Below are 24,875 nucleotides of genomic sequence, written 5' to 3' on the forward strand. Positions count from 1 at the left end.
TGTGGACAGTTTGTCCATAATGAAAACAAGCCAAACAATAAAAAAGAAGCCCCAGGAACAAGCCTGGGACTCCACGAGGTAATAAAAACCGCTAAATTCGGCTAATTTCGGCTATTTTGTAATAGACACACGATGAATCAGGCCGTTCTTGGTAGACTTGACCAGATAAATACCCTGCTGCTTGACCAAGTTGCGAGTCTGTGTTCTAATTTGCTGAATATTGGCAGCTTCGATGCTACCCATGAACGTTCCAGTCAAGCTGAATACATTGTAATTCTGGCCCTGGGAAACACTATACTGGATCTTGGAAGCAATCACGGTATGGTCACCACTGCCTTCGTCATCGCCTTCACCTTCTTCGGGATCTTCCGGTTCTACGATGGGTTCCGGGTCAGTAGCATCCTTACCCTTCACGAAGGTGATGTAGTCAATATCAAGCCAGGAACCAACTACGGTAAAGCGCAGCACATGTTCGCCAGCGGGCAAAGTGACATTGGCAGAAACCTTGTTGTAGTCATCGTAGTTTTCTTCGCCAGCCTTAGCAGCAGGAACCGCGATGGTTTCGGTAATGTCCTTGCCATCCAGGGAGAACTTGAAGCTAGAGGTAGAACCTGCGGCGGCAACAGCGGCAAACAGGGTGTAGTCGCCAGCTTCCTTTACGTTCACGGTGTATTCCAGCCATTCGCCTTCTGCGTTGTAGCCAACGATAACGCGATCGTTGGACTTCTTGTACAGATCAACGCCGGTATTGCTACGATAGTCGGAGTCGCCATGATTTTCGGAATCGGTATCATAGTAGGAGGCGCCATCCTTGCCCTTGCCCGGATCATCGAAATCTTCCATCTGGATCTTTCCCGGAATTGCCCACGGGGTCTGAGTAGCGTTATGAGCGGTCTGGGGAACAGGTTCAATTGCGCCATCCAGGTAGATTTCGTCGTTGACATCGTCGCCAACCTTGAACCAGTCAAATGCGGCGGTACCACCGGCAGTCTTCTTGGCATAGTTAAACAGGCCAAAACGGTAACCCACGAACATGCCCAAGGTATAGGGCAACTTCAGTTCCTTGCCATACTTGGTCCAGCTCTTTCCATCAGTGCTGTAGTAGAAGTTTGCGCGGTCCCTAGTGAAGTCGAAGTCTATGCGGAGGTAAACTTCGTCGCCATTGATAGGAGTGCCGGAAATCTTGAATTCACGTTCGTAGTAAACCACTTCAAAGCTGTTGCCGTTCTTTTCCAGAGCAACAAAGCCCAGGGAGTCTGCAAGTGCAACAAGACCGGCAACATCGCCATCCTTCATGTCCTTGCCGCTCACCAGAGTACGGCCAGAGCACTTGGGGCCATAGGTACGCTGGGTCAAGGTGTTCTTTGCATTATAAAGCTTGCCATCGACGCGGCCAGTGGTAATCTTCAGCTTGCCGTCGGAAAGAGCCCACTTGCTGTTATCGGGATTGTGGTTCCACTGCCATTCCAGCGGAAGCTCCGGACCGTCGAATTCATCGGAGGTAACCATGCCATAGCCAGGATCAACAGCGTTCGGCAAATTGATGGTAGAAGGAGCCTTGCCGCCAACAACAGTGGGCCAGCCATCCTTCCATTCCACTTCCATCAAATAGGGAATACGACCGATGCCACCGCTATCGCGGAACAGGTAGCCATACCACTTGCCACCTTCGGTCTGGAAGATACTACCCTGAGCAACACCGTTGTTCTGCAGGAAAACCTTGCCGGAATAACCACTCTTAAGGCTCTTGGAACGGAATACCAATTCTGTACGGCAAGGGCCATACCAGCTAATGCCAAACAGGTAGTATTCGCCATTGACTTTTTCCATGTGGGCACCTTCAAGAGCCACAATGTAGCTGCTAGTGCCAGAAGTCTGATTACGCAGGGCTTCGCTCACCAATACGGTAGATCCGCCATCGGGGCCGGAAAGGTCGGATTTCAGCTTTACGATACTGAGCTGGCCACCGCCGTAAACAACGTAGGCACTGCCATCATCGTCAATAAAGAAGCTGGGGTCGTGATAGAAAGGCAAAAGCTTTTCGGTAAAGGGACCGTTTTCGATATCGTCGGTAATATAAAGATGAGTTTTGTTGGTGGTATAGGACGGAGTCAAGATATACCACTTGCCCTTATGATAACGGATAGCGGATGCCCAGGAGCCCTTACCGTAGGCATTCTTGCCGCCGTTCAGGTTCATGTTGTCGCTATTGGTCAAGGTCTGGTAAGCATAATTGACGGTACGCCAATTTGCCAAGTCGGTAGACTTCATGATAGGCACACCAGGAGCATAGTGCATGGTGGTACTTACCATGTAATAGTTGTCGCCCTCGCCCTTGGCAATGCAAAGGTCCGGAACATCGGAATAAATCCACGGATTGGAAACGGATGCGGCAACAGCAGAACCTGCCAAGGCAGAGCCAATCAAGGCTGCGGCGCCCAAAATCTTCTTAAAACATCCCATAGGAGAACTCCTTTTCGAAGGGTACACCGACCCTTACCATTCTACACTCATAAAAATATCCATAAAAGAGGTGTTTCTACCTGCTTTTATTCCATCTTCTATGGATTTTTTATCAACGGGCAACTCGAACAAAACCCCGTCTTTAAGCAAAAAAATCCCGATCAAAAGACCGGGATTCTTGAAAGTTTCCTCAAACGGACTTATTTAGCCGTACAGAAAGCCCAAAATAACTGCCACCGCAAAAAAGAGGCCGAATTGCTTCAAAATGAACATTTCCTGCTTTTTCATTACTTCTCCTTACGGACAATAAAGGACTTTACACCGGGAACACGAACCAGGTAGACACCCAGCTTCTGGGCATCGGACTTGCCTACACGATTACCCCGCATATCAAAGTACTGGGCCTTAGACATATCCTCTACACGGTTAGCCAAAACGCCGGCACGAATGCCAATTGGTTCAAAGCATTCAGAGCCTTCGCATACAACAGGCAACGTATCCTTCACTGTGGTATCAGACGGAACGGGATTTTCCGGGTCCGGCTCCACAACTTCGGCTTCAGCCTTCTTGAATTCCACATAGTCAATATTTACCCAGTCCGACTCAATCTGGATCTTGAGATCATAATCGCCGGCCTTCAAGGTAACCTTACCACCGCTAATGCTCGTATAGGTATCATAGTCGTCGGCAGCATTCTGCTTAGAAACCATGGTTTCACCAATCTTGTCATCACCCAGGTAGACTGCGATAGCACCGGTACCGTTCGTGCCAGAAAGAAGCGCGCTCATTTCGTATTCGCCGTCTTCTTCCACATGAACGGAGTACTTCATCCATTCACCCTTCTGGCAGTAACCTACAGCCATGCCCATGCCGGCCTTGTAAATATCGACGCCGTCACCGCGGTATTCATCGCCCTGGTTCTTGCTATCCATATCGGAATAGGCAACGCCGGAACCGCCCTTGTTGTAGTCTTCGGCCTGAATCTTGCCAGGAATCTTGAACACGTCGCCATAGGGGCCATATTCCTCGGGCTTTTCGCTACCTGCAGAACCGCCGCCGTAAAGAGGTACACTTACCGAGGGTGCGCTGGGATCCACCGTCTTGTCGATAAGCTTCAGCATTTCGGCAGCGTAACGCTTACCCATTTCTACATAGCCATCGTGGTCAAAGTGCAAACGGTCGCTCTGCATGCCCGTTCCCTGGGACTTGGCAACGCCAAACTTTGCAAAGTACTTGGAAAGACCGTTTACGCGGGTGCTCATGCCGTGGCAGGCGCCATTGTACACCATTTCACCAGCGACGAAGGGCAATTCTTCCTTAATGCCCAGGTCGTTACGCATGTCGTTATAAGTCTTTTGGACAATCTGTTCCCAGTTACCCATGCCGCCATCGGTTTCGCCCTGATGGAAAATGAATCCCTTGATGACACCCACTTCCTGAGCCTTCTTGGCCAGGTTGATAATAGCAGCATAATCATTGCCCTGGGAGTCATAATCTTTTGCCCAATTGGCAAGCCAACTTTCGGAGGAGTTCACATAGCTCTGCCACTGGGCCTTGTCAAACAGCTTGATGGAGGCGCCACCAACAGCCACAGGAATAATACCGATGGTCACGTTGGGCATTTCCTTGGCCATGGTCTTTCCGAAATAGTCTGCCACAGAAAGGCCTTCCTGGCAATGGAACATAGGAGGCACGGCCTTGGACCACTGACCCTTGGCAAGCTTGATGTTGGTACCGCCCTTACGGGAATTACAGTCAACACCGGAGATCATGACAAAGTTGTCAACAGGATCCTGATCGCCCGCCTGAATGGAGCCAGCGCCAGCCATGTTGCTCTGGCCGTAGGCGATATAAATGTGGAAATTGGGATTAGGCGCCGCACTAGCCTGGCTTGCAAGCATCAGCGCAGCACCTGCCACTAAACCTTTAATTGAAACCTTCATAAACACACCCTTTCTTTTTTTACTTATTGTTTCGTACAATAAATGTCTTTACGCCCGGAATACGGACAAGGTAAATACCCTGATTCCTTGCAGCAGCCTTTCCTATGCGATTTCCGTTCATGTCAAAGTACTGAGCCTTGGACATATCCAGCGGACCATTTACCATGAGTTTCTGGCCAATGGCATCCGGGCAATCAGCTTCGTCACAAGGAATGCGGTTAAACACTGAATCTATTATTATCACAGGATCCTTGGGATTTTCCGGATCCACGCTGGTCTGTCCAGAAACCTTCTTGAACTCCACGTAGTCAATGTCAATCCAAGAATTGGTGATTTCAAGCTTCAGCTCATGTTCGCCAGCCTTGAGGGTTGCCTTGCCACCACTTACGGTGGTAAATTCGCCAAAGCCCTTACCTTCGTTAACGAGGTCCTCGCCAATCTTCTTATCGTCGATGTAAAGAGCAAAACTGCCGGTGCCATTGTCGCCCGCCACCAGAGCGGAGATTTCGTAGTCACCATCTTCAGCGACCTTCACGGAATACTTCATCCAGTCGCCCTTCTCGCAGTAGCCCACAACCATACCCATATTGGGCTGGTAAATGTCTACGTCATCCTTACGGAGGATTCCGCCTTCGTTACCCTTGTTGTTATCGTGATAGGCAACCTCGGCACCACCCTTGTTGTAGTTTTCAGCCTGGACCTTGCCCGGAATTTCAATGACATCTACATAGGGGCCGTATTCTTCAGGAGGTTCGTCGGGAACAACGGAATTTTCCGGATTTACCAAATCTACAGGAGGAGCGTTGGGGTCGATGGTCTTGTCAATAAGCTTCAGCATTTCGGAAGCATAGCGCTTGCCCAGCTCAATAACGCCTTCGCGGCCAAAGTGATAAGGATCCTTGCCATTGCCCTTCAGGCCCTGAGAAGAAGCCAGGCCGAACTTCTTGAAGTTGTTCTTGAGCATGGCGATGCCCGGATTCTTGCTGGAGCAGCAGGCGCCAGATTCCTGGAGCATTTCGCCTGCCACAAAGGGAACATCGTTTTCGTTCAGGCCGAGAGCGTCAATCACGTCCTTGTAGGTCTTGTAAACGGTTCTACGCCAGTTGTCGTCAACGCCGTCAGATTCGCCCTGATGGAAAATGAAGCCCTTGATGACGCCCACCTGCTGGGCCTTCTTGGCAAGTTCCAGGATACGTCCCGGAGGATTGTTGTCGTAATCCTTGGGCCAGCCCCAGGACATGATGTCCTTACCGTCGCCCTTGAAGTAGGATTCATACTGGTCCTTGTCGAAGGCGCGGATACTTACGGCACCGATGGCAACGGGAATAATACCCACGGTGACACCCGGAAGAGAATCTACCATAGCGCGGCCAAAGTAGTCCGCCGGAGAAAGCTGTTCGAAGGCGTGGAACATGGGGGGAATTGCCGGATACCACTCGCCCATCTTGATGGACTGATTGGTCTGGCCTTTACGGCTGCTAGCGTTTGCCGTATGGGAGGCTAGCATCAAAAAATTCTTTGGATTGGTCGCCTGATCTACGGAAGGCACAATTTCGCCGTTACCCGCCATATTGGACTGGCCGTAGGCGATATAAATATGGAAATTGGGATTGGGAGCAGCGACAGCCAACGAAGCAAGAGATAAAACTGTGCCCAACGCGAAAATAGAACGGGCAAGCCTGCTAGAAAAACCCATAAACAACTCCTTATAGTTTTACAAACCTAAAACTATCCCCTACAGGAGTAAAAATACATCATAAAGAGCCAAATAGTATGGATAATATATCAATAGGTTTTTACGCAATCTCTCTTTAAAAATGCCCCTATCAGCAAAAAAACGGCATTTTTCATAAAAAAAAGCCCCTGCCGAAGCAGGGACCTTCTTTGGATATTGGTGTTTATGAAAACTTTTACTTGTTCATCACGGAAATGCGCTGCATGGAGCCATTTTCGGACTTAACGAGGTAGACACCGCCGCGCTTAACCAAGGAAAGGGTCTTGCTCTTGATTTCGTCGCTGTTCTGAGCCATAGCCTTGATATTGCCGAGGAATTTGCCAGTCAGGCTATAGACTTCGAAACTTACCGGGGCGGAGCTCAACAGGAACTTGGCATTAACAATGCCGGTACTGTTGCCATCGTCAGTATTTCCTTCACCTTCGCCGCCTTCGGTATTACCCGGAGTTTCAGGATCGGTCTTTTCGTCTTCCTTGACAATGGGATCGGTGTCATCAGCGCCAGCACCAGCCACAAAGTTGATGTAGTCGATGTCCATCCAGTCACCGGTAACGGTAAAGCGCAGGATGTGCTGGCCCTTGGTCAACTTGACTTCGGCAGAAACCTTGTTATAGTCGTCGTAGTTTTCTTCGCCAGCGGTAGCGGCAGGAACAGCCAGTTCCTTGGTAATGTCTTCGCCATCCATGGACAGCTTGAAGCTGGAGGTGTTATTTGCAGAAGCTACTGCGGCAAACATGGTGTAGGTGCCGGTTTCCTTGACATCTACGGTGTATTCCAGCCATTCATCCTTCTGGTTGTAGCCAACAACTACGCGGTCACCACTCTTCTTGTACAGATCAACGCCGGTATCCTTACGGTAGTCGCTATCGCCGTGGTTTTCGGGATCGTTGTCGTAGTAAGAGTTGTTGCCCTTGCCGGCACCCGGAACGTCGAAGTCTTCCATCTGGATCTTGCCGGGGATTGCCCAAGCCTTACCGCCAAAGGGTTCCTGAGGAATAATAATCTGTTCGCCAACACCTACGAGAGTAACGATACAGTCCTTATTGGAGGAGCCGGATTCCATCTTCACGGTCACGGAGCCATTCACGACATCCAGTTCACCTTCGTACTTGGCATTCTTGGATTCGCTGGTGGTGTACATGTGGACGGTCTTGACATCGGCGCCCTTGATGTTAACGGTAACGGTCTTTGCATTACCGTAGTCGCGGTTCACGAGGACAACGATAGTGGAGTCGCCATCGGCACTCTTATAGGCAGATGCGAAAACGTTAGCTTCGGGCTTTGCAGTAGCTCCCACGCGGATTGCACCGGGGCGGATAAAGCGGGCAAACTGGGAAAGCACATAGCCACGCTTAGAAATCTTGCCGATTTCGTTGGAGTTGACCTGGAGCTTGTTACCAAAGTCCTTTTCCATGATCAGGCCGTAGCAACGACGGATGTACCACCAGGTGTACTGGCTGAAGTTACCCACAACCATGGCGCGATGGATTTCGTAACCCACGTCCATGGCGCGAACGGTATCCCTCTTGGCAGCGTTTGCCTGGTCGCCAGTCACCATCACATGGCGCCAGTAGTTACCACTGCCCTGGCTTTCGGTGTAGTGTTCGGTCATCCAGCGTTCCACTTTCTTCTGGTCAGCGAGAGAGTAGGCAAACCAGGAATCAGCAGTGTTAGCTTCACTAGCGTAGAAATGGGCACCAAGAATGTCCCAGTTCTTGAGAGCGTTGGCGTCGTTCAGAACGTTATCGTAAAGCTTCTTCTGGTAGGCAAAGGATTCGGTAGAAATTACCTTGGTGCCATGCTTGCGCATCTGGCCAGCATAGTTCTTGGTGAAGTTGTAAATTTCGTCTACAGACCAGCAAGCCCATTCAGAGCACCAGTCCGGTTCGTTACTGATAGAGAGAGCGTACAGAGGAACGCCCTGGCCCTTCATGTATTCAGCAAAGCTGTTCAAGTGGTCTACATAGCCCTGATAGTTGCTTGCGGCAATATGCTGGTTTCCGCCTGCATACTGGGAAGTCCAAGGAGTAGCATAGAGAATAAAGTCGTCGCCGGCGTACTTCTTGGCCCACTTTGCGGCCTGGACTTCCTTACCGAAGTCATTCTTGTTGCCGTTTACCGGAATACGGAGGGTGTTAAGGCCCAAGGTTCCGTCGCCAGTGCCGAAGGCGATCTTTGCATCGGCTTCAGAGAGGCCTGCGCCGCCCTGCCAGGTATTATGAACCATGCCGCCGAAACCGCGAATGACCTGATGTTCTTCACCAACGTCCACATTCACGGTAGAAGCCCCTGCGATAGCAGCAGCGCTGAGGCAAAGAGCGAAAAATTTTTTAGAGAGTTTCATAACCAAACATCCTTTTCTAATTGTTTCCCTAACACTAACCAGTCTAAATATATCCCTAAAAAACGCCCCAAAAACATGGCTGAACATATCCATTATGGACAATATGTCCATAAAAAACGCCCCGGGAAAAACCCGGGACGTTTCGGATGTGTGTTTATGGAGGTCTTTTGATATTTCAAGGAATCAAGGATATTCCCCATTCCTCTCTAATCTTTACATGTAAAAAAATACCATCTTAAATCACGATAGATTTACATGTAAAACAAATTCCCGTGGATAAAATATCCACAGGGTTGAATTTGCATACAAAAGATTAAAACAAAAAAAGCCCCGCCCTTCTGTTCGTTGGGCGAGGCGAGACTTTTAAAATGGGGATCAGGCTAAGGTCTTTCGAATTCCTTGACACCGAAGATTTCGATATCATCGACCCAGAGGTCGTAACCCTTACCACCACCGAAGATGCTGATGTTGGTCACATGATCCTTTACAGCTTCCCAGCCGATGTTTCCACCATTGGTGTCTGTTTCAGGATCCCTGAAGTCGGAAGGAACTACAACAATACGGTTCCATTCGCCATTGATAGACTTATGAGCCCAAGCCTTACCGGACTTGTACTCAGAAGTGCTGTCTACAAGCACATCGAAAGCAATGCTAACCCACTGGGTATCTGCATCTGCACTTCCTCGAATCCACAGTACGACAGAGTCCATAGTGCTGAAGTCCTGCATTTCAGAGAATGCGTGGCCAATCAAAGCCCAGTTATACAGGGAATCGTTGGTATACTCGAAGTGTGCAGCCAGGCCACTGCGGCCCATTCCGGCCTCGTCGGCAGAAAGCTTTCCAGTAGCATGCTTAGACAAGGCCGTATACCAACCATAGGTACTGTCTTCGAAATCTTCGAACATGGTGGGAGATACGTTGACCGTGTCACGAGGAGTGCCGATCACGACATCTTCAACGGCTTCGTCGGATGCAAGGGAAACAGTATGCTTACCAACCGGCATGTACTTGTCGTAATTCTGGATCTTACCCGTTTCATCAACATAAGGCTGAACAGAATATACAAAGGCCAGCACAGACAAATCGCCTTCCGGCACAGACGGGAACTCGAAGTTACCGAGAGTGTCAGTCTTGACAGTGTAATCCAAGCCAACGATACCAACACTCACCGTCTTTGCTGCAGCAGGCAGAACTACCTGACCCTTGACGGAGGCTGCCGGAGTCATAACCACTGTATCAGAGAATGCAGAATCATCCTCGGCAAGAGTAAAGTGAATTGCACCCTTCATGTCTTCGCCATTACGGGCTTCGATCACATAGCTTCCTGCCTTAAGGGAATCAATAATGACAAGACCACTATCGTTGGTCTTGGCATTAACAAAGCCCTTGGAGTAATCATCCTTATTAAAGCGAATACCAGAGCCAGCAACAAAATCATCAGGACGGACAATCACCTGCATGCGTGCAGCAGGCTTGCCGTTGGAATACTGGACAACGACAGCATTGTTTGCAACGGAGTTTTCTGTTTCCAACGTTGAACCTGCGGTATTGGTATTATCACCGCAAGCAACGATGGATGCTCCCGTAGCAGCCATCAGCAAAGCTAATCCATAATAACACACCGTCTGTTTCATTTCGACTCCCTTGCGTCGTCCTCCGTTTCCTTAGCCGTTGGAACCCCTCCCTTACGGGCCACCGGATAGAATGCCAAAGAAAGCTGCATTACACGGTCTGGGCTCTTAGCGCTATCGACGCGTTTTTGAACAAGACGTCTAAATTCCTTGAGCATATCGCCCAAATCATCAAAGCACGCCTGATCAACGGATAATGTAAGAGTAGAAATATTTCGTTCTTCGACAGGAACATTATCCAAAGAATCACTGGCCAAAGCAAGCACTTGTTTTTGGAATTTGCGTACAGCAACCTTTTTTTCGGGGCCAGAGGCAGTCAAATGAGCTTCGGAAAGAGCAAGTCTACCAGAAGCCATCTTCTTGACAAAACCAACCTCGAGCAAGGTATCGATTGCTTCCTGAGCCTGAGCCTCCGTAATCGGGGGGCAAATGTCATGAGCAATCTGCTTCAGATTCACGACGCCGCCGTTCAGTTCAAGATAGGCACGGACAGCAGGAATCCACCAGTTTTCCAAAAGCTTGAGCTCTGCAGCCTGAAGGCTATGGCGGTCCACATCACGAAGGGACAAAGCCTTTGCCATCATTTCTTCTTTTTTTGCCTTATCCTTAGTGACCGCAGCAGTATAGAGCAGGTCAAAGTACTCAGCCTCACGACCAGTGAGTGCCAAGATTTCCTTTGCAGAGGAAAGAGCATGAGCAGGCAGATGCTGCTTTTTCTGCAACACACGGTATAGATAGCTGGAGTCGAGCCCCAGCTTGTCACCCATCATACGGTAGCTGTAGAAAGGCATTTCAGCCTTCTTGCGATCGTAGTAAGACTTCAAAAAGTCGCGGTAATCCGCAATGTCAGAAAAAGTAACCATAATAGTCTTTCCAATTTTAACAACTATAATGTAGACTCTGGGTTAACAAAAAGAAACCTTTTTAGAAAATCATCATGGACGTTTTGTCCAAGCCCCCCGTGACAATGGTCACAACCGCGTTTTTCAGCGAAAAAGGCCAATTTTTCACAAACAAATTCATAAAAGATCGCTAGTTAAATTTCTTGTAAAAAATTTCATTATCCACATTTTAAGGGGAGTTAACCGTGTGAAAGCCTTGTAGATTTAATATATTAAACGCAAAAAATGCGTTATTAAATCATGCTATACATACACCAATACCCTGATTGGACCAGATTCCGCTACGACCACAAGCACGTCATAAACGCCCTCGGCGAAGTCCGCAAGGCACAAGGCAAGCTGATTGCCATGGCTCAGATTTGTAACGGCGCCGACATGGAGCAGCAAATACTTTTACAGGAAATGGTCGATAACGCAGCCATTGACGGCATCCAGCTTCATGCGGACGACCTAAAAAAGGCAATGGACAACATCCAAGCCACAGACAAGCCCATTTCTGCAGAAAGCCTGCTAAGCTGGCATGCATCAATCATGCAGACGGGAACCTCCCGTTTCCGCACACTGGATTCAGAACTGCGATGCAGCCTGGGCGAAAAGCAACTTTCTTTTTCAGGCCCCCACCATGAGACATTGTTTCAGCAGGTAACCAACTTTACCACCTGGGTAAGTATCGCAAATCTCGACGGGATCATCAAGGCGGCCATATCGCATTTCTGGCTCTTGACACTACGCCCGTTTGCAAGGGGCAACGGCCGCGTAACCCGCATGATTACTGCGATGGAACTATCCAAGTCCAGCGATGGAGCCCCCTACCTCTACCCCATCAACACACAAATCCTAGAAAAGAAGGACGAGTACTTCGACATTCTGAACAGAACCCAAAAAGGAAGTGGCGACATTACGGAATGGATCCTCTGGTTCTTGAATATCCTGCAACAATCCATTGAGAAAAGCCTGGCTAAGCTGACCGAACGCGCAGACAAGATCCGTTTCCAGCAACGGTTCGCAAATATAGCCCTCAGCATCAGGGAACAAACTATTGTAGACGCAGTTTCGACTGGCAAGTTGCCTCAGCAATTCTCGGCCAAGGACGTAGGAGCCCTGCTCAGTGCAAGTCACGACACCGCTCTTCGAGAAATCCAAAGCCTTATTGCAAAGGGTGTGTTCAAGGCCGCAGCCAAGGGCGGCAGAAGTCAAAGATATTGCCTGGCCGAATAACGGTCTGGTATTACTGGAGCATCCTCAGCGCATAATCCATCGCCAGGATAACCATTAAAAGCCCTAGCCCATTCTTCGGGCGATTCGCCCTGCTCAAGGGGAAGAACATGTTCGCCGCGAATAGCAGTGAAACCATAAGAACCGCAACGGCAATTTCAAGCGCCTGGGAGCCAGTCGCCACGCACAGAAGCCCTCTATAGGAACCCGTTACCAAAGCAGTTATAGAAAGAACCAAACCGTAAAAAGTAACTGCAGAAGCCAGCTTCTGATGGCGCATCCAGTATACAAAAAGTTTCTTGTAATCCCGTTCCTTCTTCAAGAAATACCTGATTACAATCAACAGTACAAAGGCAATGCAAGGCATGGCAAATACGGCAACCGGCAACACATCCTCGATAGTTGCAAAACCGCTCAGGCCGCAATTGATTCCTATAAGAAGAAGGCTCATAAAGACCCCTGGAACCAGCAACCCATAGAAGATGATAAAGTAAACCAGCCCCTTTATATCGGGCAGTTTCTTCTGGGGCTTAGGATCGGGGAAAACAGCGGTAATACGGTCCAGCACGCCAATGGAACGGAAGGTTTTTGCACCACTGTCGGTTTTCTTCTCTTTACGACGCTTAGACTTTTCCGCCTTGAGATTATCCAATTCCTCAATACGAGCTTCCACAATCTTGAGGCGTTCGGGCGTACGATCCTTGCGAACCACATCCAGGACTTCGTAAAGTTCCCCGTAGGGAAGCTTCTGAATCTGTTCCTTGTAGCCCTTCAGATACTCTTCGGTAAAGTCTTCGTTAAAAATCATAGTCAAAAGAATATAAAAACATCCCGCGCATGGCGAGATGTCTTTATAAAAAATTACGTATAAAAGTTTTTTACTTCTTGGTCAACTTCTGAAGCATCTTAGCCAAGTCCTCAAAACCCTTCTGGGCTTCGTCAGCGGCAATGCTTGCTCCAGCAATCACACCCTGCACAAATGTCTTGCACAAAAGGGTGTTGATATCAGTATCGTCGATTTCGTCCTGCTTGAAGAGGGTCTTGATATCAGCCTGGACAGCCTTGTAGTACTTGCCCTTGAGAGCTTCGTCTACAATGACGCCCATGGGACCGCCACCCACAACCTCGATGCCGGACTTTGCGGACTTTGCCGTTTTTGCGGCGGCCTTAGGAGCAGCCTTCTTTGCAACGGGCTTCTTAGCAGCAGCTTTCTTTGCGGCAGGCTTTGCAACCTTTGCGGGGGCCTTGGTTGCCTTAGCAGCAGTTTTCTTTACAGCCATGATAATCTCCTTGTGTTATTTTGTTCATTTTTAATATAAACAAAATTTGAAAATGAAGGCAAACAAAAAATCCCCGATTTCTCGGGGATTTATACGCTAGATCCTTCGACTCCGCACCTTCGGTGCTTCGCTCAGGATGACAAAAACGCCTTTGGCGTTTTTATCACTTCTGCAGGTTGAGGCTTGCGTTAGCAGCGCCGTAGAGGCTAATGCTGTAATCCTTGATGATGTACACCGGGATCTTGTTCAGGAGCGGGCGAATGTTCGGGTTGTAGTTCTTTTCGAAATACTGCATGAACAAATTATCGCGTTCCAGCCAGCGCAGGTCCTTCTGCACGGTACCGCCAGCCAGGTAGAAACCACCGAGGGGCAGGAACAAGGTGCAAGCGTCAGAAGCGAAACGGGCCAGCATCTTCACGAAGAGGCGCATCATTTCTGCAGCAACCGGATCGTTGTCGCTTGCGCGGGAAATGTACTTGGGGCGATCGTTAGGTTCGGTTTCTTCGATCTTCTGGAAGTATTCGTTGCTCGGAACGCCGCGGGTTTCCTTCCACCATTCATACATGTTACGCAGACCCATGCCAGATACCAGCGGTTCTACACCAGGAACGGTGCCCAGCTTCTTTGCCATGTAGTCATGGAATTCCTGGGAGTCCTTGTCGAAGGGTGCGAAAGTAGAGTGGCCGCCTTCGGAGGAAGCGGGAATGTACTTCTGACCGTCGAATGCCAGGAAGCCAACGCCCATGCCAGTACCCGGGCCAATCACAGCCTTGGTAGCAGCCTGGGGAGCCGGGGAAGAACCGTCGGTGTGGATCAGCTTGTGGATCTGTTCCGGATCGTCAACGTCCAGAGTGGGGATGCCGTAGCTGATGGCCATGAAGTCGTTAATCACGAGAGTGGGAATGCCGGTAGCTGCGGTGAGGGCATCGCCATCCACAGACCAGGGCAGGTTGGTCATGACGCACTTGTTGTTTGCCACAGGACCAGCGGCGCTAATGCAAATGTGGGTGGGCTTCAGTTCTGCGCGGGCTTCGGCAGCAATCTTCAAAGTTTCGCGGATGGGAGTGTCCAGACCGTCGATGTCCTTGGAGGGGCAGACAGTTTCCAAAATCAGGGTGAACTTGCCGTCCTTGTAGCCTACAAGACCCAGGTTGGTGTTGGTACCACCGATGTCGCCAGCCAGGACGAGACGGTCAAACTTTGCGTCGGGATTCTTCCATTTGATTTCCATAATAAAACTCCAGATTTAATAAAATCCACAGAAAAATAATTACGTCTCGTAATCTAGTATAAGATTGGATAATCCGTTTGTTTTTTTTGACAATATGGGGCTGTTTTTCGATATAACACATAGAAACATCCTCCATTTAATCGTATATTGCCACTATGCTTCACCTAAAGTTTGCATTGAATCTCGAGAATTTGGCCGACGAAATGATCGACGCCATTTCCGCCAGCTGGAAGAACCCCTTCGTGTGCCCTATCGTGGTCTTTCCGGACCCCAAATTGGAACAGTGGTTCAGACTCCGCTGGATTCAGAAAAAGGGAGCATTGGCTGGTCTCAGCACCATGATGATCGACCGATTCCTTATGGAGATTCTTGTTGGCGAAGACTCCAACAAAAAAAAATTGTCGGCGGACATGTTATGCAACGTGATTCTTGCCTACTTGAAGATGAACGATGATGGCGAGCCCAATTATTTAAAACTTGGAGATGAAGTTCGACGTTACCTAGTCATTGAAGATTCCGTCGGAAACGCCCAGCTGGACGAAACCCATCTTTTTGACTTCGCACAAAAAATAGCCTCTTTATTTCTGGAATACGAGACCAGTCGTCCTAGGGACTTTGCAAAAAACTCCGATGGTAGCACAGCCTATGGCATTTTAGACAAATGGAAACAGGGCGCTTTACAACCATTCTTCGCTTCCAACCCAAAGGGTGATATTGCTGTTCGCGAAAAATGGCAGCAAAAACTTTACTCCGCCATTTTCCACCAGCACGGCAACGAAGATTCTCTGCTTACGAAGGTATTCAAGGCAGAAGCAGACCGTAAGCAAGATGATCAAATCACCTATTTGACCATTCCGTTTCTTTACTACAGCTGCTTTGATGAAAATGGTAGGGCAAATTTCCATCTCGAAAAAATTCAGGATCAACCTCTGTTCATTTTCGGTTTGTCTGGCATGGGGCAGTTCTACCGCGTCATCCTCCATAAGTTCGCCGAGGAACATGACGTTTACGCCTACATTCAAAATCCCTGCATGGAATTCTGGGAAGATATCGCTAGCGACCGAATCGTAAACAACAAAAGTAGAACACATGATTTACGCCGCAAATGGTCCGCCACCAATGGAGCGTGGAGCGACAGCGAAGGTCATGACCTTGGCGATGTAAAGGCCCGCATGGACGTGAACCTGGACGACGAACGAAATGACACACGTCCAGAAAACGCAAAGGCCACAGATCCTGACGACATTTCTGAATACAAAAATCCTGCCGAAGAAGAAGCGGAGAACACTCTTCTTTGCACTTGGGGCCGTTCTGGACGTGACAACATAAAGCTTTGGTGTCAAGCCGCCAACTACGATTTTGATTTTGACGTAAGCAATGGCAATGCTGTAGAGGCAAGAGATTTGCCGCAAGACTCTTTGCTGCACAAATTGCAGTTCGCCATCGCAAACCGCATCAACGTGATTTCCGGGATAAGTTCTCAAAACATCGCAGGGAGAAGCAGTGCAGATACCAGTCTCACATTGACTGCCGCCCCCACAAAAATCCGCGAGATGGAAGCGCTCCATTCAAGCATCTGCAAACTTTTGCAATCAGGCGCTAGAGTCAGCGACATTCTGGTAGTATCTCCAGATTTGGACAGCTATCGTACCGCCATCAAGACCGTTTTCGACCAGACACCAGATCGTCCGAATCATGATAGCGGTAACGAGAGCCTTCACGTACCTTTCTCTATCGTAGATTCTCCGGCACACAGTTCCCTGACAGAAACCGCCCTTAACGATTTATTCGCCATACTAAACGGAAAGACCATCGGGCGTCCACAGTTTTTCAGCCTGATGCGCAATCCCGTCGTTCAACACACTCGCGGGATTCAAGAAGACGAAGTCAACGATTGGGAGACTTGGATTGAAGAAACCAACGTCTATCGCGACCGCATTTCTAAAAGGCAGGACTGGATCGATGGAGTCCGCAGATTATTGCTTGCTAAGATGACCAAGAATCTGGTAAAAGTCACCGATGAAAGCACACTGAAACCCTATTCCGATATGGCAACTGGCAACAACGCAAGCCTTTGTCGTTTTGTAGAAGCCATCAATGATCTTAAGGATTGGATTACCTTTGGTTCCCAGGAAAAAACTTCCGATCTAAACAAGCTTAGCGATCACTTGAATGCATGGCTAGCCATGACTAGCGTTCCTGACAACTTCACTGGGGAAACCATCGTCTTCAAGCGAATCACAGAATCCGTCGATAACCTGCATTACCAACTGGACACAGGAATTGACGCCATTTCCTTAAAGATTATTGAACAAAGCTTAATCACTGCGGCCCAAGGTTCTGCCTACAGTTGCGGAAACCTCTTTGTGAATGGCATAACCTTCATGAAGTTCATTCCAAACCGCATTATTCCTGTAAAGCATCTGTTCTTTATCGGCGGAGATTCCATCAACTTCCCTGGAGCAAAACAGCAAAATACCTTGGATTTGCGCAAGTCCTGCCGCCCCTGGCCAGGAGACGATTCCCCCATTGCCAAGCGCCGCTACGCATTCCTTTGCCAGTTCATGAGCGTTAGCGAAAGTTTCCATATCAGCTACGTAGATCAAGACATCCGAAAGGATGCAGAACTGTACCCCACTTCCGTGGTCAATGACATCCAAAAATTCTTGGCGAAGAATTCCATTTCCTGGAGCAAGGAAAAAATTTCGTTGGATGAAACCCGCGACACATCGGAGCTGTTCACACCCAAGAGCCTTCGCAACAAGAAAGCTTATGTTGACATGATTCATACAGGTAATGCCAAGGCAATTACCAACCGTAAGGTTCGTGGAGACGAAGCCACCGACATCAAGAACATCACCATCAAGATTCCCGAAAGAGTTTCGCTATTCCAGCTGCGCAAATTCCTGGATGATCCTTTTGAATTTCGCATTAGCCTCATGATGATGGAACAGGAAGACGACGACCCTGAAAAGGAATTGTTTGAGCCCATCTATTTTGACAAGATGGAAGAAGGTAACCTGCTAAAATTGATGCTGGCCGCAGTCCTTTCCGGCAAGGAAGATGAACTGGAAAAATTCAAGCGCGAAGCACACCTGAAAGGAAAAATGCCGGACCAAATTTTCAGTGATAAAATTTGGAAGGATTTAACAAACAAGAAAAACATCATTCTAGTCCAAATGGGTGATGAAAAGATTCAGGACCTAAGAGAAAATTGGACCTACAAGGATCGAATTCAGGATTTACAGTTACTTCGCGGAGATGGCACCAAATGGAACCTTTCCGGGACTATGGATTGGTGCAACAACGCCAAGCTAGAAGATGTTTCAGAAATTATTTCCGTTACCTCTTCCGAGCAGTCTGCCGACAAAATCAAATTCAGTAAGTATACCAATCCCTACATCAAGGCGTTGGCGTTACTGGCATTGAAATGTGAAAAGCATCCTGAGAAAAAAGACGAAGAACAATCCATCGGCATCTCCATCTACTCCTGCGACCAAAATATGGGTGGCCCTGCAACCACATCGGTTTCCATGACTCCTGCAAACGCAAAGGCCATGCTGGAACGTATCTATTGCGAAGCCTTTGGCAGCCAGGCACAAAATGTGATGCCTTACAGCAAGGCTGTTCCTGCAGATCTCCTTGATGAAATCAAAGATTCCGACGACATATATGATTACAGGAGCAAGTTACTGGACGGACCCTGGGCCTACTTTGGAAAGAAGGCTCTTTTTGACCCTGCAAAAGACGTAGGCTTTGATGCGGACAATTTCCAAGAGCAATGGATTGACGCCTGCAACAAGATGAAATCACTTATGCAAATCAAGGCGTACGAAAAACCAGCGAAAGCAGCCAAGTCTACAAAAAAGAAGGAGGCCTAAATGGAAAGTTTTAGCTTGAAAAACTTTGATCCAAAACAAAGCCTCTTTATAGAAGCTTCTGCAGGAACTGGCAAAACCTATACCATTCAGCTCATGGTTTCCAAGCTGATTAGCCAGGGTACACCTCTCAAGAAAATTCTCATTGTCACTTACACAGAAAAAGCCGCAGGCGAACTGAAGGACCGCATCCGTAAAAAGATTAACGAGGTTCTTGAATCCCGAAAAATCAACAAGGATGACCCAGAGGGATTCGAACTATCCAAAGACGTACTCGCCCTTTTTGCAAAGGCAAATCAAGACGTTGACAACGCAGCTATTTTCACCATCCACTCCTTCTGTCAAAAGGCTTTGAAGGAATACGCTTACGACGCCGGCAGGCCCTTTGACATGTCCATGGTTGATGACGCCAACGTCAAATCTTTGGTGGAACAGTACATTCGCGATGTATGGGTAAACGACGAAAACTTCAAGAAAATTTTAAAGGGAAATAAAACTGAATCTCTTGCCAACAAACTGACAACAACAATCATTGCAGCAGTCAACAACTACAAAGGCCGCAGCAAAACTCAAGAAATTATTCCACTAGATAAGCCCTCTTTGCCAGAAATTAATGGCGTTTCCATTTCTCTTGATGTCCTAGAAGAAATTGCTCAAGCAGAGACCTTCAACGACTTAAGGGTAATTCCCAGCTTAGAAGAGGAATTGAAATTTTTCGAAGAAGTTGTTGGTTCCGAAAAACGCGCAGAAGATTTTGTAAACGAAATCAAGTCCTGGAGCAAAGACAAGAAGGAACTTTTCAATGGCCGTTCTTTCCAAGCTCGCTATTTCAGCAGTGAACTTACAAGTCATTTTAACGCCCTTAAGAACATCAAGGATTTTATAGCAGGCATCGGAGCAAAACTTCAAACCGTTCAATACGAAAGTTTTGTGTGCCAGCAGATTCCTGTCATTTTTGATCAATGGCAAAAACAGAAAAAGGATAGTAAGGAACAGTCTTTCAATGACATGATTCTTTCTGTTCACAAGGCCATTACGGAAGGCGACAACCTCAAGGAAAAACTTCGTCAACAGTATAGCTACGCCATCATCGATGAATTCCAGGACACCAATAAACTGCAGTGGGATATTTTCCGTACTGTTTTCTTAGAAGGCCCAAAACATTCCATCTTTGTGGTGGGTGATCCCAAGCAATCCATTTACAGTTTCCAAGGTGCAGATGTCAATGTCTATAAAGACGCCATTGACGAAATCAAGAACGGAGCCTCCCTCAACAACAACTTCCGCTCTACCACAGGAATTATTGAAGGTTGCAATGAACTTTTCAAGGGTTCGTTTTTCACCCCTGCAGAAGGTGTGAAAAAGCTGATCGATTTTCAGCCCTCCGGCGCTCCGGCTGATGAAAGTCAAGTCAAAGTCCCTCCCATTGTAAATGGTAAGGAAGTCGCCCCTGTCTGGATTAGCGAGAACGAAATTTCCAGTTTGGACTTCGCCCGTACTGCAGTTTCCAAAATCGTAGAATGGTGTTCCTTCAAAGAAGGCAAAACAAACCTTCAGGTTTTTGACAAGAAAAACTGCCGTACGTACCGCAACGTCACTTTTAAGGATTTTGCTGTACTGGCACGTACCCGCAGCGAAATGGAAATCATGGAGGACTCCCTCCGTTACGCAGGCGTACCTTTTAGCCGCTATAAGGATAGCAACCTCTTCAACAGTCGCGAATGCGCCGAATGGATTGCCTTGTTCCGAGCATTGAATGCGCCAGATTTTTCTGCGTGGAATAGAAGGCTATTAAGCGAAGTTTTGATTACGGATTTCTTCAAAACCGTTTTCACAAAGAATGTTGATTCTGCCGTAGACCACAGCATGGACGAACTCCATTATGTGGACAGCAAGGTGTTTGATGATCCCAACAACCATCAGCGAAAATTGCTGAACGCTTGGAGAGAATTGGCCCTAAAGCATCGCTATGCAGAAATGTTGGAGCGCATCTATGGCGATACCCAGATTGAGCAGCGCCTTATGGACATTTCCAAGCTGCAGAATCTGGCCAAGCTTCGTCAAATCGGAAATTACGCTATCGAATTCCTGTATAGCCACAATTGCTCCCTTGAAGATTTGGTTCGCCACTTGGAAGGACTTTCTGCATTCCGCGAAGACGCCGATGACGAAGATGGCAGCCTTGTAGAAAAAGGCACCGATTATGATGCCGTACAGATTATGACAATCCACGCATCCAAGGGTTTGGAATTTCCTGTGGTTATTTCTGTAGCGGGTTTTAAGGGCATCAACAATAGTACCAAAGGGCCATTCCTGTACCACGCCGATGACGGGATTCATCTTGGCTTAGGAAGCTGTGCCCAAAAGGCCCGCAAGGATGAAGAACTGGAAGAATGGAAACGTTTATTCTACGTAGACTTTACCCGAGCCTCTTCCATTTTAATGTTGCCCCGCTACGAAAACTGGACCAAGAAAAAGAAAGACGGCACCATTGAAGTAAAACCTGAATTTGAATTTCTACTCAATTCCCATAACGAATTTTGCAAGAACGCCTCCTGTGTAGAAAACGACGGGGATAGGGCTTTGAAATACCCTTGTTATACGGTTTTGAAAACGGATAGCAACTGGAGTATTGGCGAGAAAAAAGAACAGGTCAAGAAAAACATTCTGCTACCCATCAGCGAAAACGATTCAGCAGTAGAAACCAGCGAACTCGTGGAAGAAAAAATCCAGGTCCAAAAATTCGCCATGGAAAATCTGCAAATGCGTGTGCCCCAAGCCTGCATTATGCAGTATTCCTACTCATCCCTTTCTGGAAAGGCCGACAACGGCATCAGTAACGAAGACGACACCCCGCTGGACCAAAACGGCGACGACGGTGACGACGTTACAAGAAAAAACAAAGTTTCCATCAAATCCATTGACGTAAACGCAGTAGATTGTAGCCAACCTTTTGAGGAATCTCAAGATTACCAAAGCCATTACGACGAAAGTATCCACAAGTTCCCCCGAGGAAGTAAGCTAGGTAATGCCATACACCACGTTTTTGAACGTGCAAAATTCTTCGAAATTGGCCGCACCCTGCCCACTCTGGAAAGTGCCCTAGTCGACATCAAGTCCATCAACGTAATCGAAGACGAATTCAAGAACGAGGCATTGCCCATTTGGAACCATAAGGAAGCATGGACTAAAATCGCCATCGGTTACTTGTGGAATACGTTGAACGCAAAGCTACCCACCATTGAAGGGAACGTTACCACCGGCGAAACCTTTTGCCTTACTGAAATTCCCTTGACAGATCACAAGGCAGAAATGCAGTTCAATCTGAATGCTACCGACGATTCGCAAGTTCTGCACCGCTTCTGCAAAGGTTTCATCGACTTGATGTTTGTCCGTACAGACTCCTTGGGCAACAAACGCTACAGTATTTTGGACTGGAAGTCCGACGTCATGGAAGAAAACCGCTACACGCCTACCGTACTGAAGGAACGTGTGGACGCAGACTACTCCATCCAGCGAGTTCTATATAGCTATTGCCTGATTCAATGGCTAAAGCAGTTCTACGGCGAGGGCACCGCAGAAAATCTCTCGGAAGAAGAAATCTACCAGAAACATTTTGGCGGCATCTATTATGCTTTTGTCCGTGGAACCCAAGGCGGCACCAGCAAGGGCATTTACGCCCAAACTTGGAACAGCTACGACCACCTTAGGCTCGCCTACGCAGAAGTTAAGAAACTTATGAGCAGGTAGGAGAACGTAATATGAATTTTATTGAATCTAAAAACTTTGAGGAATTCTACGACGGTCTTAAAGAGATGCGCGGCATTTCCGCCATTGACAAACATCTTTTGAATCTGCTTTTCGAAATTCAGCCTGGTATGAATTTAGAAGTCCAGAAATTTCTGGCACTATGTTTTTCGCTTCTGGATGACGGCAACACCCGCCTTCCCATGGACACCGCCCTTTTTGAACAAATGTGGTTCCGCAAATGGCAGGGGCTTGTACAACTGAATATCAGTGCATCGGAAACGGAAGTAGATGAAGCCGATTTTCCCGCTGCTGAAAATTTTTCTGACATAATTGCAAAGGGCGTCACCGAGCTAAGTTCTCTAAAATATTCGGAAATCATTGAGGGTCGTTCCGGCAACGAGCCTATAGAAAACGACGACTATTCCAAGCCCTTTATTCTTGCTGCTGGCAAAATTCCCTATCTGTATTTCGCGAAGCATTTTAATGCCAAATGCTACATTGAAAAATCAGCTTCATTGCTTTTCAAGAATGGCAACGTTCCCGCTACCGACGCAATCCTGAATTGCATTAAGGAAATTTCCAACATTCGTAAACCCATCAACGGCAAGCCCTTCCTGGTGAACGAGCAGCAGGCCACAGCAATTCTTCGCGGCCTTAACGAGAACCTGATTATTACCGGTGGCCCCGGCACCGGCAAAACCACAGTAGTGCTGTACATCTTGTGGAAGCTCCTTCAATCCAACCCTGAAATGTTGGACTGGTCCATCTATTTGGCAGCCCCCAGCGGCAAGGCCGCCGACCGTATGCGAGAGAGCCTTTCCGATGGTCTCGCTGCAATTAACGACGGCATTCGCGAAAGCGAAATCTGCGCCCCCATTTTCAATAAGCTGAAGAACTTGGAAAGCAGCACCATTCATCGCCTGCTGAAGTTCTCACGAGAAAAAGGGGACTTTCACTATAACAAGGATGAACAGTTCTCAAAGAATTCAATCTTCGTCATTGACGAAGCCAGCATGATTGACATTGAGATGTTCGCCGCTCTGTTGCAGGCAATTCCCGAAGGCGCCCGTCTCTTTATCCTTGGCGATCCGTACCAGTTGCCGTCTGTAGATTCAGGCGCTGTCTTGGGCGAAATTCTCAAAGCTAAAAACAGCGATCGAAATTTCACAGTGAAGTTGGAAATTTCCAACCGCTTTACCGACGACTCCCTTATCGGCCGCCTCGCCCATGAAATCAAGGTTGTTGCGGAATCCAAGGAACCTACGCATTTCAAGCCCCACAACTTCTTGCTCCATCCCGCTCTCAGTAGCGATGGCGACACCATGTCCTACGCCAATTACGGATCCGAAAAATCAAAGGACCTGGTTTCCTACTATCGCCTGGAATCCGAAAGCGAAATCAAGACTCCTAAGAAATTAGAGGAAAAACGGATAGAAAAAATCGTCAACGACTGGATAGGCAATTTCACACAGCTTTCCCAGTTGGCAGAACAAATCCACCCAAGTCAGCCTACCGGCGAAACAGCCCTTCGTGACGAACTCTGGAATTTAAGTCTCACCCAACGCATGCTTTCCGCAGAACGCCGCGGCGCCCGTGGCGTAGACAATCTGAACAAGAAAGTTTGCAGCAAACTCCGCGCCCTCTGGAAAAAGTCGGTTCAGTCCGCAGACAGCCAACCCAGAAATAATCGAAGCCAATCCGACATTACTCAAACCATTCAGGATTCTGGATATTTCCCCGGTCAACTTTTGATCATCACCCAAAATCAGGAGATGTACAAGTTGTACAACGGCGATACTGGCATCGTTGTATTCGAAGGATTCACGCCGTACCTGATGTTAAAAAAGGCTCCGCCCCAGGATAGCAATGTCACCCGCGATAATTACGTTTTCTACCCTCTGTCGGTTCTACCGGAAGATGCCATCGAAAGCGCTTTTGCCATTACCATCCACAAGTCCCAGGGTTCAGAATACAAGCACGTGACCATGTTCCTTCCCAAACAGAAGGGTCACCCTCTACTTACCAACCAGATTCTCTATACGGGCATTACCCGCGCCAAAGAGTCGGTAACCATCGTTGCTTCTCCAGAAACCTTCAGAGCAGCCTGTTGCACCGTCACCGAACGGGAAACCGGTATTGAGCTATAAATGTATGAAGCCAATCACCCTGCAAAGGCTTTTTCACCATGAAAACACGTATTTGCAGTCATTGATTCCACCAAAAAACACGAAAATAGGTTACTAAACGGTAATTTTACACTGATTTAGTAACCCCATTTTTAAACATTTCAGCAAAACTCTCACTAATTCATAGGAAAAGTCAGTCGATTCGGTTACTAAACCGACTTTCCACCCTACTTTAGCAACCTTTTTCTCTGCAAATAGAGCGAACAAACTAATAAAAGGGTTACTAAACACAACCTTGAAGGGATTTTAGTAACCTATTTTTACAAAAATCCCTCAAAATATGTTCCAAAAAGGAGTGTTGAGAATTGGTGTTGTAA

At 47.9% G+C, this 24,875-nt stretch carries 13 protein-coding genes; 4 read left to right on the top strand and 9 right to left on the bottom strand.

Going from position 1 to position 24,875, the window contains the following annotated elements; translation table 11 throughout:
- Positions 1-111 precede the first annotated feature (111 nt).
- The 6 genes from MJZ26_02865 to MJZ26_02890 form a co-directional block, all read right to left on the bottom strand.
- Positions 112-2,463, bottom strand: coding sequence for a family 43 glycosylhydrolase (locus MJZ26_02865; GenBank protein ID MCQ2104712.1), 2,352 nt, complete (start codon positions 2,461-2,463; stop codon positions 112-114).
- 287 nt (positions 2,464-2,750) lie between these two features.
- Positions 2,751-4,406 (bottom strand): carbohydrate-binding protein, encoded by a 1,656-nt coding sequence (locus MJZ26_02870; protein MCQ2104713.1) that lies wholly within the window; start codon positions 4,404-4,406, stop codon positions 2,751-2,753.
- A 19-nt stretch (positions 4,407-4,425) separates the two neighbouring features.
- Complete coding sequence (locus MJZ26_02875; protein MCQ2104714.1) at positions 4,426-6,102, bottom strand: carbohydrate-binding protein; 1,677 nt, start codon at positions 6,100-6,102, stop codon at positions 4,426-4,428.
- Positions 6,103-6,316: 214 nt separating this feature from the next.
- Entirely contained in the window at positions 6,317-8,485 is a 2,169-nt protein-coding gene (locus tag MJZ26_02880; protein ID MCQ2104715.1) for a carbohydrate-binding protein, read from the bottom strand.
- A gap of 380 nt (positions 8,486-8,865) precedes the next feature.
- A complete protein-coding gene (locus MJZ26_02885) occupies positions 8,866-10,119 on the bottom strand; it encodes a hypothetical protein (GenBank protein ID MCQ2104716.1) in 1,254 nt (417 codons plus the stop codon).
- The gene (locus MJZ26_02890; GenBank protein MCQ2104717.1) at positions 10,116-10,979 is read right to left on the bottom strand and encodes a DUF4423 domain-containing protein; all 864 of its coding nucleotides are present in this window, start codon (positions 10,977-10,979) and stop codon (positions 10,116-10,118) included. Before MJZ26_02890 ends, MJZ26_02885 begins: the two co-directional genes overlap by 4 nt.
- Positions 10,980-11,258: 279 nt before the next feature.
- Between MJZ26_02890 and MJZ26_02895 the strand changes: the two genes are divergently transcribed.
- Positions 11,259-12,236, top strand: coding sequence for a DUF4172 domain-containing protein (locus MJZ26_02895; protein MCQ2104718.1), 978 nt, complete (start codon positions 11,259-11,261; stop codon positions 12,234-12,236).
- Positions 12,237-12,246: 10 nt separating this feature from the next.
- Here the strand turns inward: MJZ26_02895 and MJZ26_02900 are convergent, their stop codons facing one another.
- The 3 genes from MJZ26_02900 to MJZ26_02910 all read right to left on the bottom strand — a co-directional run bounded on the left by MJZ26_02900 (position 12,247) and on the right by MJZ26_02910 (position 14,744).
- Complete coding sequence (locus MJZ26_02900; protein MCQ2104719.1) at positions 12,247-13,041, bottom strand: hypothetical protein; 795 nt, start codon at positions 13,039-13,041, stop codon at positions 12,247-12,249.
- A 70-nt stretch (positions 13,042-13,111) separates the two neighbouring features.
- Positions 13,112-13,513 (bottom strand): hypothetical protein, encoded by a 402-nt coding sequence (locus tag MJZ26_02905; protein MCQ2104720.1) that lies wholly within the window; start codon positions 13,511-13,513, stop codon positions 13,112-13,114.
- A gap of 163 nt (positions 13,514-13,676) precedes the next feature.
- Complete coding sequence (locus MJZ26_02910) at positions 13,677-14,744, bottom strand: glucokinase (GenBank protein ID MCQ2104721.1); 1,068 nt, start codon at positions 14,742-14,744, stop codon at positions 13,677-13,679.
- A 155-nt stretch (positions 14,745-14,899) separates the two neighbouring features.
- Between MJZ26_02910 and MJZ26_02915 the strand changes: the two genes are divergently transcribed.
- The 3 genes from MJZ26_02915 to MJZ26_02925 are packed head-to-tail and all read left to right on the top strand — an operon-like array spanning position 14,900 to position 24,519.
- Positions 14,900-18,625 (top strand): exodeoxyribonuclease V subunit gamma, encoded by a 3,726-nt coding sequence (locus tag MJZ26_02915; protein MCQ2104722.1) that lies wholly within the window; start codon positions 14,900-14,902, stop codon positions 18,623-18,625.
- Complete coding sequence (locus tag MJZ26_02920) at positions 18,626-22,372, top strand: UvrD-helicase domain-containing protein (GenBank protein MCQ2104723.1); 3,747 nt, start codon at positions 18,626-18,628, stop codon at positions 22,370-22,372.
- An 11-nt stretch (positions 22,373-22,383) separates the two neighbouring features.
- Complete coding sequence (locus MJZ26_02925) at positions 22,384-24,519, top strand: AAA family ATPase (GenBank protein MCQ2104724.1); 2,136 nt, start codon at positions 22,384-22,386, stop codon at positions 24,517-24,519.
- Positions 24,520-24,875: the final 356 nt, after the last annotated feature.

The organism is Fibrobacter sp. (assembly GCA_024398965.1).
Classification (GTDB): Bacteria; Fibrobacterota; Fibrobacteria; order Fibrobacterales; family Fibrobacteraceae; genus Fibrobacter.

Bases quoted from the DNA above. Each gene is read 5' to 3' on its own strand.
- MJZ26_02865 (MCQ2104712.1), bottom strand. From the start codon at position 2,463: ATGGGATGTTTTAAGAAGATTTTGGGCGCCGCAGCCTTGATTGGCTCT.
- MJZ26_02870 (MCQ2104713.1), bottom strand. From the start codon at position 4,406: ATGAAGGTTTCAATTAAAGGTTTAGTGGCAGGTGCTGCGCTGATGCTT.
- MJZ26_02875 (MCQ2104714.1), bottom strand. From the start codon at position 6,102: ATGGGTTTTTCTAGCAGGCTTGCCCGTTCTATTTTCGCGTTGGGCACA.
- MJZ26_02880 (MCQ2104715.1), bottom strand. From the start codon at position 8,485: ATGAAACTCTCTAAAAAATTTTTCGCTCTTTGCCTCAGCGCTGCTGCT.
- MJZ26_02885 (MCQ2104716.1), bottom strand. From the start codon at position 10,119: ATGAAACAGACGGTGTGTTATTATGGATTAGCTTTGCTGATGGCTGCT.
- MJZ26_02890 (MCQ2104717.1), bottom strand. From the start codon at position 10,979: ATGGTTACTTTTTCTGACATTGCGGATTACCGCGACTTTTTGAAGTCT.
- MJZ26_02895 (MCQ2104718.1), top strand. From the start codon at position 11,259: ATGCTATACATACACCAATACCCTGATTGGACCAGATTCCGCTACGAC.
- MJZ26_02900 (MCQ2104719.1), bottom strand. From the start codon at position 13,041: ATGATTTTTAACGAAGACTTTACCGAAGAGTATCTGAAGGGCTACAAG.
- MJZ26_02905 (MCQ2104720.1), bottom strand. From the start codon at position 13,513: ATGGCTGTAAAGAAAACTGCTGCTAAGGCAACCAAGGCCCCCGCAAAG.
- MJZ26_02910 (MCQ2104721.1), bottom strand. From the start codon at position 14,744: ATGGAAATCAAATGGAAGAATCCCGACGCAAAGTTTGACCGTCTCGTC.
- MJZ26_02915 (MCQ2104722.1), top strand. From the start codon at position 14,900: ATGCTTCACCTAAAGTTTGCATTGAATCTCGAGAATTTGGCCGACGAA.
- MJZ26_02920 (MCQ2104723.1), top strand. From the start codon at position 18,626: ATGGAAAGTTTTAGCTTGAAAAACTTTGATCCAAAACAAAGCCTCTTT.
- MJZ26_02925 (MCQ2104724.1), top strand. From the start codon at position 22,384: ATGAATTTTATTGAATCTAAAAACTTTGAGGAATTCTACGACGGTCTT.